The sequence below is a fragment of the Scytonema sp. UIC 10036 genome (genome assembly GCF_009725235.1).
Map to the genome: position 1 here is coordinate 1 of NZ_WJFC01000064.1, position 12614 is coordinate 12614.

7 protein-coding genes are annotated in these 12614 nt (G+C 42.9%); 3 read left to right on the forward strand and 4 right to left on the reverse strand.

The genetic code is table 11. The features are described 5' to 3' along the window. Together F7734_RS27030 and F7734_RS27035 are read right to left on the reverse strand one after the other, a co-directional pair. The coding region (locus F7734_RS27030) for a U32 family peptidase (RefSeq protein ID WP_155747710.1) at positions 1–1691 on the reverse strand (1691 nt) is incomplete at its 3' end. A gap of 50 nt (positions 1692–1741) precedes the next feature. Beyond that, positions 1742–3208 (reverse strand): MFS transporter, encoded by a 1467-nt coding sequence (locus F7734_RS27035; RefSeq protein ID WP_155747711.1) that lies wholly within the window; start codon positions 3206–3208, stop codon positions 1742–1744. 739 nt (positions 3209–3947) lie between these two features. On the opposite strand from F7734_RS27035, the gene glf reads away from it, so the two are divergent. The 3 genes from glf (at position 3948) to galE (ending at position 10182) form a co-directional block, all read left to right on the forward strand. Then, entirely contained in the window at positions 3948–6392 is a 2445-nt protein-coding gene (gene glf, locus F7734_RS27040) for a UDP-galactopyranose mutase (protein WP_155747712.1), read from the forward strand. Positions 6393–6726: 334 nt separating this feature from the next. After that, positions 6727–8928, forward strand: a complete 2202-nt coding sequence (locus tag F7734_RS27045; protein ID WP_155747713.1) for a family 1 glycosylhydrolase — start codon at positions 6727–6729, stop codon at positions 8926–8928. A 201-nt stretch (positions 8929–9129) separates the two neighbouring features. Next, the gene (gene galE / locus F7734_RS27050) at positions 9130–10182 is read left to right on the forward strand and encodes a UDP-glucose 4-epimerase GalE (RefSeq protein WP_155747714.1); all 1053 of its coding nucleotides are present in this window, start codon (positions 9130–9132) and stop codon (positions 10180–10182) included. Between the two features lie 9 nt (positions 10183–10191). Here galE and F7734_RS27055 read toward each other — a convergent pair whose 3' ends face one another. Next, positions 10192–11100: a DUF3365 domain-containing protein gene (locus tag F7734_RS27055; RefSeq protein WP_166482179.1), complete on the reverse strand. Its 909-nt coding sequence runs from the start codon at positions 11098–11100 to the stop codon at positions 10192–10194. 380 nt (positions 11101–11480) lie between these two features. Then, entirely contained in the window at positions 11481–12542 is a 1062-nt protein-coding gene (galK, locus tag F7734_RS27060) for a galactokinase (protein ID WP_155747716.1), read from the reverse strand. Positions 12543–12614: the final 72 nt, after the last annotated feature.

Genomic DNA, 12614 nt, shown 5'->3' on the forward strand with positions numbered 1-12614 from the left:
GGAGACAAGGGAGACAAGGGGGACAAGGGGGAAGGTATTAAATCTTTTAGGGAAGCTTCAGAACTGAGTTGCCATTGTTTGGGTTGAGAACGTAACTCTTCCAACTGCGTTACTATGTCCCGGCGGAGTCGGTTTAATTCACTCACGGGAACCATAACTTTACCACTTAAGTAATTTGTCAAGCTTCCCAAACAAAAGGGCGTATTGCCAAGACGACCAAATTGTTCTTGTAACCTTTCTGTCGTTAAAGGTTTGGTGTGTGCTTCTTCTAGAACCATTGCAGATTCTACTTGAACAATATGTCCTTTTTGGTCGCGTGCTATCGCAATCAGTGGCTGACCGACTTCTCCATAAACTTCTAGGTTGATTGGGCGCTGGAATTGTGGGTTTTCACCAGCAAAACTTTGCCGCAGTTGTTTGTCAAGTTCGGGATCGCTGGTTTTCCAAACTTTATCTCCTACGTGTATCCGTCGCCAATTTAAATCTCGCCGTCCAAATGTCAGTAAGGTGTCTTGTCCTTTATGTTCTACTGCGTAAACTCGACCACCTTCTTCTTGTGCTTCGGGATGACCGCAATCAAAAACAACTCCATCCCCTGGTTTGACTGGGGCTTGCAATCGTATTATTACCTTCTCGTTGCTAATACGGGTGACTTCCCCTAAGTAAACTCCACGCTTTTTGCCAAAGTTCGCATGAACCAGTTCCTGATTGTTAATTCCGCGAAACCAACCTGTGTAAAGCCCGCGAGAAAATGCCATTTCTAGGTTGTAATGTTCTCGATTTATTGCATCTAAAGACGAGGAGTGGCGTGTCTCTACTTCTGCCATCACTTTATCCAGTGCTTGGCGATAAACACTGGTAACATTAGCAACATACTCAGGGGTTTTCAAGCGACCTTCTATTTTTAAACAAGATACCCCTGCTTTGACTAAATCTGGTAACACCTCCAAGCCTGCCAAATCTTGAGGGCTGAGCAAATATTTCCGATTTCCTAAATTGACAGCTTTACCATCAGAAATTAAATCGTAAGGCATTCGGCAAGCTTGAGCACATTCACCACGGTTAGCAGAACGCCCTCCCAATGATTCGCTTGTCAAACACTGACCTGAATATGCTACGCATAGGGCACCATGAACAAAGACTTCTAATGGTAGGTGTGTTTGTGACGGTTCTGCCTGCAGTTGCTGCTGAATTTTCTCAATTTCTTTGAGAGAGCATTCACGAGCAAGAACCACTAACTGACAGCCAAGGGATTTTGCAAATTCTACTCCAGCCGCACTGGTAATGGTCATTTGCGTGGATGCATGGATGGGGAAGTCAGGTGAAAGGTGACGGATGAGACGGCAAATACCTACATCTTGGACAATAACTGCGTCTACACCCGCAGTGATAATTGAGCGGAGGTATTGTTCTGCTTCCTTAAGTTCTTGTGGAAAAATGAGTGTATTTAGGGTGACATAGCCCTTAACACCTCGAAGGTGCAGAAATGCCATTAATTTGGGCAAGTCAGCTTCTGTAAAGTTTTGCGCCCTCATTCGCGCATTAAACCGATCCAACCCAAAATATATAGCATCCGCCCCATTTTCAACAGCAGCTTTGGCGCACTCCCAGTTACCTGCAGGAGCGAGTAGTTCGGGAAGTTGAAATTTGGGTGAGGTGTGTTCGGGAGTTGGTTTGCGATCGGCTTTCATTGAGGTTGAGATGGATAAGAGAGCACCATTGCGATTCTATCGTTTGTACTTCAATCTTGTGATTGAATCAACACTTTTTGTTGTAGGCTTGAGAACAAGACTCGCCATAGCTGCGCCAATGGCACAGAGCGCTGTTCTTGAACAAAAACTAAGGGGAACAGCGCAAAAAGTCGCAGGATGCCTGAAAGCACAAACAGCAATAATAAACCACCAACACTCCATCTCGTGGCTATCAAGCTACCTGTCGTGATTCCCATTGCTCCAGTCACACCTGCAATTGCTCCCGCGATCGCAAAATATTTAGACTGAGAAGCAAGTGGTGCTACTCCCATCATCAGATTGTTAGTACATAAGTCAATTGCCGCCCAAGTCGCACCAGCTAACACGTGTAACAAAGGCAACCAGATCCAAAGAGAAATTTCATTGGCTCGAACTCCCAGCCACAACAAAGGTGTTATTCCTACCAAGAATCCCACTAATATGAGGATTGGGCGATTCCCTATCCGGTCAGCTAGTTTGCCCCATAAAAGCAGCATTAGCATATTCGCACCAGTTCCTAAACCGTGATAAATTGTTATCGCACTAATATCTATATGTAAGTTATCCAGCATATACAGGTTAAAGAAAGGAGCGCTAACATTAACGGCAAAGCACCAAATAGCAAGGTAAAACAGAAACTTTAAAAAATTAGCGTCCTTGAGAAAGCCAAAATCTATTCCCTTGGGTTGCACTTGGGATGTCTCTGAACCTGTAACTTTTAAAAGTTGCGGGTTCACGTCAGTTATAAACAACTGACACACCTGACTGATAAGACCAAGTACAATTCCCAGAGCCAACACTGCACCATAGCCTTGAACTGTGCCTCCAGGCCAAGCCGAAACTGTAAAACCCAAGAGCGGCACACCAATAAGATTTATCAAACTGAGAATACTGTTACGAAAACCAAAATACCGTCCCCGCAACCGTTGTGGTACTAACACAGCCGTCCAACCAAGCCAAGGGGCGCGACCGAGCGATTCAATGATATTTGCTACTGCAATAATTGCCAATGTCAAGTACACTACTTGATGCCCAGCGATCCGAGATGAAGTGACCAACCAAATCGCTGGCAGCAGAATCACCCACAAAAGCCGCGACGGAGTAAAAACGCATATGGCGTACCAACGGAAGCTAGTCGTTCGGTCAATTAAATATGCTCCTAATGGTTGAAGCAAATTCACTACTTGAGGAATAGAAGCAAGCAAACCTATTTTGACTGCACCTGCACCTAGCTTTAGTAAGAAATTACTGAGCAATGCGCCACTAATAATACTGTAGAAAATCGTAGCGAAAACACTTTCCAGAGTTAATGCTTTGAGGCTTTTCCGAATTTCCGGTTTAGAAATTTTAAAAAGCGGCCTTAGAGTTAAAGGAAGTACTGGAAGTACTGTTTCTGTTATTGCCCTATCTTCTGGGATTTCTTGAATGGGAATAGGACTGCTTTCCATTAAAAAATTTTCTTCTTGTTGCCCGGACATCTTGTGTAATTTATATTTAAATTTCTACTTCTAGTATTGGGATTAACTAGTCACTGGTTATTAGTCCCTGTTAACAAATAACTATTCCTATTTCCTTGGACTTCTTCCAAAGGGATGAATTTGCTATACACTTGATGTGCTATCAAATAAAGATTTTGAGCAAGACTAATTTAGATATTTTTGCTCTATCTTGTGGCTAAAAAACCACATTTCTTAGCTAAATTGATAAAAGACTAGATAGCTGGCTAAATCGTCAAAAATCATTGTTACTCGTTCGTAGTTGCGCTTTAGCGCGAGCGAGCACAACTACGAATAGAATTTAATAATTTACATTTCTTTACATAGTTAAGTTTTTCTTGCATATTACCCAATCAAATAATTTTTTTGCTGTTTGATTTATTACAAATTTTATCTTTTCTGTTTGTTATTGTATTCAGTGATACCAATAAAGTTAATAAAAAAAAGACATTGAGATAGATATAAATATATCGCTTGATAGAATATTGTATAAACAGTTAAGAGGTAGATTTTAAAGCATTGGGAGAAATTAATATTAAGGCAAACAACCTTAAAAATTTCTAAGCCTTCAAAAAAAAGCACTCAAAGCTTTTTTATTAAAAGAATAATTGCTTTGATACTCGAACAAATTGTTTTAAGAGTGTTTGAGCAATTTCTGATAATATTTAATAAAAAAGCATTTGTCAACTCCATTTTCTATTAACCAAAATTGAGAAAAGCTATGTCTGGCGAAAAAGGTTACACAAAACATAACGTGCTTAATAATGGTAACTCCAGAAAGACAGTTGAAGCTAAGCGCTCAGTACTAAATGAATCACAACCATCAGGTGCATTATTAGATAAGATATCTATACCAAATAAAAGTTTTCCAGAAATCTCTACAGATACGCCCGATTTAGTTTGTTTGTCTCATTTGCGTTGGAAATTTGTCTATCAAAGACCGCAACATCTTATGACACGTTGCGCTATTGGACGACGAGTGTTCTTTATTGAGGAACCGATTTTTGACGATGAACCGTTGGGGCGGTTGGAGATCGATCGAGACAAGCACGGGATAGTGGTTGTTGTTCCGCACTTACCACAAGGTTTAAGTGAGGAGGCGGTAAGCGCAAATCTTAAAGTGTTGATAGATGCTTTGTTTGCAGAGCATAACATCCGCAAGTATATATTTTGGTACTATACACCAATGGCGATCGCATTTACCCGCCACTTGCAACCAGAAGCAGTTATCTACGATTGCATGGATGAGTTATCTGCCTTTAAAGGAGCCTCACCTGCTTTAAAGAATTACGAAGCCGAACTTTTTCGTCGTGCAGATGTAGTATTTACAGGTGGACAAAGCCTTTACGAAAGTAAAGTGAACCAGCACTCCAACGTATATGCATTTCCCAGTAGTGTAGATGTGCAGCACTTTGCACAAGCAAGAACTCTTACAAAAGAACCAGCAGATCAAGCAAATATTCCCCATCCGCGTCTTGGGTTCTGTGGAGTGATTGACGAACGGATGGATATTGAATTGCTAGCTGGTATTGCCGATGCACGTCCTGAGTGGCATTTGGTAATAGTTGGTCCCGTGGTGAAAATAGATCCAGCAATTCTGCCGCAACGGGAAAATATTCATTATCTTGGTGGTAAAGATTATCAAGATTTACCTGCATATATGGCTGGATGGGACTTAGCAATGCTACCGTTTGCGCGTAACGAATCGACTCGCTTTATCAGCCCAACGAAAACTCCAGAGTATCTTGCTGTAGGTAAACCTGTAGTGTCTACCTCAATTCGAGATGTTGTACGTCCTTACGGAGATTTGAAACTGGTGCGGATTGCTGACAGTGTTGCAGAATTTGTTGCATCTGTCGAAAAAGCCATGCAAGAGGATACAAAAACATCGGGATGGTTGAGTCGAGTAGATGCCTTTTTAGAACAAATTTCTTGGGATAGGACTTGGGTATCAATGATGAAATTGATTGATTCTGCTATTTCTGCTCAAAAAGATGACAACAAAGTCAACTCAGATGGCGCTATTGTTGGTAAACAAACACCTAGCATTATTAACACAGATAAAGAGCCTGTATTTGATTACTTAATTGTTGGCGCGGGGTTCTCAGGAAGTGTCATTGCCGAACGCTTGGCAAGCCAGTCTGGTAAGAAAGTGCTGATTGTGGATAAGCGATCGCACATTGGTGGTAATGCTTACGACCATTACGACGACAGCGGTATCCTCGTACACAAATACGGACCTCACATCTTTCACACCAACTCTCGCGAAGTCTTTGAATACCTCTCTCAGTTCACCCAGTGGCGGGCTTACGAACATCGCGTCCTTGCTAGCGTCGATGGACAACTTGTTCCAATTCCCATCAATCTTGATACCATCAACAAAATCTATGGAATGAATCTGACTTCATTCCAGGTAGAAGAATTCTTCAAGTCCGTTGCGGAACCCAAAGAATACATCCGCACTTCAGAGGATGTGGTGGTGAGCAAAGTCGGTCGGGAATTGTATGAAAAGTTCTTCCGCAACTACACTCGCAAACAATGGGGACTCGATCCATCGGAACTCGATAAATCAGTCATCGCCCGTATTCCCACCCGTACCAACCGCGACAATCGATATTTCACCGATACTTACCAGGCGATGCCTCTAAACGGCTTTACTCGGATGTTTGAGACAATGTTAGCGCATCCTAATATTAAAGTGATGCTCAACACGGATTACCGGGAAATTGAGAAGGCAATACCTTGCCGTGAGATTGTTTACACCGGACCTGTGGATGAGTTCTTTGATTATCGTTACGGCAAACTACCTTACCGTTCGCTTGATTTCAAGCATGAGACGCATAACACATCAGTGTTTCAGCAAGCGCCAGTGATTAATTATCCAAACGAACACCTTTATACCCGTGTTACAGAGTTTAAGTACTTAACGGGACAGGAACATCACAAAACGAGTATTGTTTACGAGTATCCTAAGGCTGAGGGAGATCCCTATTACCCCGTACCACGTCCTGAAAATCAGGAAATTTACAAGCAATATAAGGAATTAGCGGATGCTACACCAGGAGTCTATTTTGTAGGACGGTTGGCAACTTATAAGTATTACAACATGGATCAATGTGTTGCTCAGGCTCTTTCTGTTTACAAACAAATTGCAGTTAAAGCTTGAGGTGCTCCTGGCTTTAAGTTGGCAAGTTGTTAAATCCTTTGCTTTGTTTTAGTAAGGTGGGCACAAAAGCGCCTTGTCAAGGTGGCTCACAAAATTTTGATTCAGGTGGCAATTCCTCATCTTCACTCTCTGCGTACTCTGCGTACTTTGCGGTTCAAAAATCATTTATTTAACTGCCGAGACGCAGAGTACGCAGAGGAAGGAAAGAGGTGAGAGAATTTTTAATTTCCTGAAGTTTTTACCCGCCTTGATAGGGCTAGTAGGGCTAATGAACCGCAAAGACGCAAAGAGCGCGAAGAGAAGAAAAAAGAATAATAGGATTGAGTTTTAAATTATGTCTTCGTTCAACTCAACACTCAACACTCATAATTTAGAACTTCCTCCTCTGGAAGTCTGGGCTGGTGTGGAGTGTACGGTTAATCGTGTGGGTGATGAGTATTTTGACCAGTTGGAATGCAACGGTCATGCAACGCGGTTGGATGATTTGGATTTGTTTGCTGGGTTGGGGATACGCGCTATCCGCTATCCGGTAATCTGGGAGCGAACTGCACCCAACGGTTTGGAGAATGCCAATTGGTCGTGGGCGGATGAGCGACTCTTGCGGTTGCGCGAACTGGGTGTCTGTCCGATTGTGGGATTGGTGCATCATGGTAGCGGACCCCATCATACCAGCTTAGTAGATCCGGAATTTCCAGAAAAACTAGCTTTGTATGCCCGTGCGGTTGCGGAACGTTACCCTTGGGTGACACATTACACACCTGTTAACGAGCCACTGACCACGGCTCGCTTCAGTGGAATGTACGGTCACTGGTATCCTCATGGAAGAAATGATTTCACTTTCGCCCGTGCTTTGTTAGGGGAGTGCCGTGGGGTTGTCCTTTCAATGAAGGCGATTCGGGAAGTGAATCCCAATGCCCAACTTGTGCAAACGGATGATTTGGGTAAGATTTACAGTACGCCACAACTGGCTTATCAAGCAGAATTTGAGAATGAGCGTCGGTGGTTGACCTTTGATTTATTGTGCGGTCGAATAACACAGTCTCATCCAATATGGAGCTATTTGATTGGCTTTGGTGTCACTAAAGATGAACTGGAGTGGTTTCTGGAAAATCCTTGTCCGCCAGATATCATTGGGATTAATCACTACCTGACGAGCGATCGCTTTTTGGATGAGCGCTTGGAACGTTATCCAGTGTCTTCTCATGGGGGTAACGGGCGGGATAAGTACGCAGATGTAGAGGCTGTGCGGGTTTGTGCTGAGAGTACGGGGGGTCTCAGCACTTTACTTAAAGAAGCCTGGGAACGCTACGGGCTGCCCCTTGCTGTGACTGAAGCTCATCTGAGTTGTACCCGTGAGGAGCAGCTGCGCTGGTTTTATGAGATTTGGCAAGGGGCGCTACAATTGCGGCATGAGGGTGTAGATGTCCGTGCGGTCACTGCTTGGGCGCTCCTGGGTAGCTACGATTGGAATAGCTTGGTGACGAGATCTGCGGGTTATTACGAGTCAGGCGTGTTTGATTTGCGATCGCCAAGTCCGCGCCCCACAGCAATTGCCAAGCTGGTGCAGGATCTAGCTGCAGGACGCAAACCAGCTCACCCACTACTAGAATCGCCCGGATGGTGGCATCGCGAAAAGCGTTTGTTGTACCCCCCTGTCAGTTGCCTTCCTCACTCCCTCACTCCCTCACTCCCTCACTCCTCCTCTCCCCTAGCCATTGTAGGTGGAACAGGAACCTTGGGAAAAGCTTTTGCTCGTTTGTGTGAATTGCGGGGTATCCCGTATCGCTTACTGACACGCAAAGAAATAGACATTACCGATGTTGTCTCTGTTAATGCAGTTCTAGCCCAGTTGAAGCCTTGGGCAGTTGTAAATGCTGCGGGATACGTGCGGGTGGACGATGCAGAACGAGAACCTCATGTTTGCCTACAGGTGAACGCCAATGGACCAGCGATTTTAGCGACTGCTTGTGCCGAGCATAATGTCGCGCTACTGACTTTCTCCTCAGATTTGGTATTTGACGGTTCTGTGTTTAACCCTTATGTAGAAAGCGATACCGTTGCCCCCCTGAATGTCTATGGGTGCAGCAAAGCTTTATCAGAAAAGTTGGTATTGAAGGTGAATCCTGCATCGTTGGTTATTCGTACCAGTGCATTTTTTGGTCCATGGGATGATTATAATTTTGTCACGATTGCACTGCAGCAGCTGAGTGCTGGCAATACCTTTGTCGCTGCGGAGGATGCGACTGTTTCACCTACCTACGTACCAGATCTTGTCCATACCAGTCTCGATTTGTTAATTGACGGTGAGAACGGCTTGTGGCATTTGGCTAACAAAGGTGCGATCGCATGGGCGGACTTAGCACGGCTAGCAGCGAAAAAAGCTGGCATAAGTGTCAGCAATTTGATACCCCGTCCTACAAAAGAACTGGGTTTAATCGCTAAGCGTCCAAACTACAGCGTTCTTGGTAGCAGCCGAGGTGAATTGATGCCATGCCTTGACAGTGCAATTGAGCGCTATTTTCACGAGCGCCAATAATTTTGGATTTTAGATTTTGGATTTTGGATTGAGGAAGCTCTACCTAGGCTTACTCTCACCTCACTATTTGTGGCATTATTTTTTCAACTTGGGATTAGTTGTTCGTTATTCTACTATCCACTAACTACTGTACAGGCGCAAGGTCTTGCGCCCTAACTAACAACTAACCACTAACAACCAACAACTAACCACTAACTAGTTATGTCAACCATTTTAGTTACAGGCGGAGCTGGATATATTGGCTCCCATGCTGTATTAGCCCTAAAAAATGCAGGTTATGAGGTTATTGTTCTTGATAATTTGTCAAATGGACATCGAGAACTTGTAGAAGAGCTTTTACAGGTAAAGCTGATTGTGGGTGATACGAGCGATCGCGCACTTTTAGATAACATATTTACAACCCACAATATAGCTGCTATCATGCATTTTGCTGCCTATATTGCTGTTGGTGAATCTGTCACTGACCCAGCCAAATATTACCAGAATAATGTTGCAGGTACTCTCACACTTTTAGAAGCAATGGTTGCTGCTTCGATCGACAAATTCATCTTTTCTTCTACTTGCGCTCTTTACGGCGTACCCAAGTTTGTTCCATTGACTGAAGACCATCCACATGACCCAATTAGCCCCTATGCAACTAGCAAATGGATGGTAGAGCGAATTTTGTCTGATTTCGATACAGCTTACAATCTCAAATCTGTCCGTTTCCGCTACTTTAACGCTGCGGGAGCCGATCCAGGAGGGCTATTGGGTGAAGATCATGAACCCGAAACCCACCTCATACCACTGGTACTTATGTCTGCTTTGGGTAAGCGGGAATCTATTACGATATTCGGTACTGATTACCCTACGAGTGATGGTACTTGTATTCGCGATTACATCCATGTAACTGACTTAGCACAAGCACATATTCTGGGTTTGGAGTACCTTGTTAAAGGAGGAGACAGTGAAGTTTTTAATCTAGGCAATGGCAGTGGATTTTCAGTGAGAGAAGTCATCGAAACTGCAAAGGAAGTCACAGGAAAAAACATCAAAATAGAGGAGCGCGACAGGAGAGCCGGCGATCCACCTATTTTAGTTGGAAGTAGCGACAAAGCAATTAAAGTTTTGGGTTGGCATCCCCAATACCCAAATATTAAAGAAATTATCGCCCATGCATGGCAGTGGCATCAAAAACGCCATGCTATGGCAACTCATATGGAAGCAAGGCCTTGCGCCCCGACTAACAACCAACAACTAACAACTAACAACTAACCACTTATGTCAACCTATGTTTCCTCCATGAGTACGCCTAATTCTTTTCATTGCCATTTCTAAACTTAATTTCATTCGTTTGAAAGCTTTGACAAGATTCCCAATTTCATCATTAGAAACCTGCTCGAAGTCAACTTCTAAATGTCCTGTACTCACTTCTTCGGCAATACGAGTTATGCGTTTGAGAGGAAGAATAACTTGTCGATTCAAAAAGATATTGACCAAAAGGATAACCACTATAAAAACAGCAGAGACAAGTCCTACTATTAATAAAGAGGATTGATAAGCTTTTTCGATGACTTTACTTGCTGGTAGAGACACAAATTGAGCCGCTACAATTTCATTTAAGTGCCAACCAAATCCATTCACCGAGCCAAAACGGTCAATCATAGTTTTCGGAGCAGCCTCTGGAGTACTATGACACTGAAGACAAGCTTGTTGGCTAATTGATAGCGGACGGGAAATATAAAATATGTCGCCACCAGGAAGTGAGCGAAATCCACTCACCTGTTTTAAATCTTTTTCTTTTCTAAAACGCTCTAAAATCTTGGCTTCAAAACTATCAGCTTTATCCCGAAGATTTGTAGGATTTGTTGCTGCTTCTTTATAAAAGAAGTCCCGATATTCTGGTTTTATTCGTAGAATTTCAAAAACTTCTCGTGCTGAGTATGCGGATACAACTTGGGGCAGAAACTTCTCTTCCAGTTTCAAAGAGAGTTCTGGATAGATTTGGATAAGTGTGTACTCACGTATAGAAGTCATTGTATCAATGAGTGTTAAAGCTCTTGAAGCTATTTCATTTGTCGCATTCTGCCTCAGCAATGCAGAAAGAGCTAACCCACTTAAACTTAAACCTACTACAAGAATTACAAGTAGCAAAATTGTCAATTTTTGTCTCAATTTTAAGTTTTTTAACACGAGCATAGAGTAGGTGCAAATAAAAGTACAAAGTTATGTCTTATCTATAAGGACAGGTTGAGGTTGATTTTCATTGAGGAATGTAAATAACTACAAAATAACTTTGTAGGTTTCCAGATACAGGTTCACATTTTTTTTCAAGTAGATGCCTTGCTGGGAGACAAAATACAGTGAAATTACAGGATAGAGATTGTAGCAATTTTGTTATTTTCTATTTTCGTTAAATAAACAACGAATAGGGTGCCTGCCGAGATATCTACAAAAACAGATACTTTGTAAAGTATTGTTGCATTATGTGCTTTTTGGATTTACTAATTAGTCAAAAAATGATATGCGATGAATCAAAATTTTGCACCTTCAAATCGAGCTTTCACCTTGTATTAAGCAGGAACTAAAATTCGTCCGTTGTTACCTGTTTGATTGTATTGTGCGAGCACCTGAATAGCAATACCTCTTGCCTTTCCTGTAACAACCAAAGCAACACAAGCTCCTCCAAAACCAGCACCTGTCAACCTTGCGCCAAAGACTCCTTCTGTTTTCTGCAATATCCCTACTAACGTATCCAAGGCTGGTACAGACACTTCGTAATCGTCCCGCAAACTAGCATGGGACGCGTTCATCAATTCACCAAAGCGATGGGATGAGACTCCTTGCAAAGCCTCTAATACCCGATTATTTTCCGTAATTACATGACGGGCACGGCGTTGCAACAGTTCGGGTAAGTCTTTGGTTAGATCGGGATCGGTAATATCTCGCAGTGCCTTCACTCCTAGCAACCGCGCCGCTTCCTCGCATTCAGCACGTCGCTGGTTATATCCACTACTTGCTAGAGATCGAGGTACACCGCTATCAATCGCGACTATCTTTGCTCCACTGGGAAAAGGAATCACGCGGCGTTCCAGGGTACGGGTATCTAAAAACAGCATATGCTCGGTGTCAGCGAGACTGGAAGCCATTTGATCCATAATCCCACATTGAACACCAGCATAGTGAATTTCTGCTTGTTGTGCTATTTTAGCAATTTCAACATCGTTAATGGGAAGATTAAGGAGTTGGCGTATTGCTCTAAGACTGCTGACTTCTAAAGCGGCGCTGCTAGATAAACCCGAACCCATAGGAACTGTCGATTTGACATAGACATTTAGCTTTGGAATTGCGTATCCTTCTTTTTCCAAAAGTTGAATACAGCCATAGATATAACTTGCAAATCCAGACGGCGTATGATTGATGTTTAAAATGTTGACTTGCTCGTCTAAATCTTCTGAATAAAAGTGGTGCTGTGTATCAATACTAAAACCTAGTTGTACCTTTGTACATTGAGAAATTGCTGTTGGGAGAACAAAGCCATCATTATAATCAGTGTGTTCGCCAAGTAAGTTAACTCTTCCCGGTGCAGTGGCTTCTGTTTCAGGTGGTTGACCAAATATTTTTTGAAAGTTCATAATGCTTTTGCGATGGTTTTACCTGAAGACGCAAAAGTGCTAAGAAAAATATAAGACTTTTGCGTCCGTTTT

What these genes read in the sequence shown, in the direction of transcription:
- glf (WP_155747712.1), top strand. Translation starts at nt 3,948, where the DNA reads ATGTCTGGCGAAAAAGGTTACACAAAACATAACGTGCTTAATAATGGT.
- F7734_RS27035 (WP_155747711.1), bottom strand. Translation starts at nt 3,208, where the DNA reads ATGTCCGGGCAACAAGAAGAAAATTTTTTAATGGAAAGCAGTCCTATT.
- galK (WP_155747716.1), bottom strand. Translation starts at nt 12,542, where the DNA reads ATGAACTTTCAAAAAATATTTGGTCAACCACCTGAAACAGAAGCCACT.
- F7734_RS27045 (WP_155747713.1), top strand. Translation starts at nt 6,727, where the DNA reads ATGTCTTCGTTCAACTCAACACTCAACACTCATAATTTAGAACTTCCT.
- galE (WP_155747714.1), top strand. Translation starts at nt 9,130, where the DNA reads ATGTCAACCATTTTAGTTACAGGCGGAGCTGGATATATTGGCTCCCAT.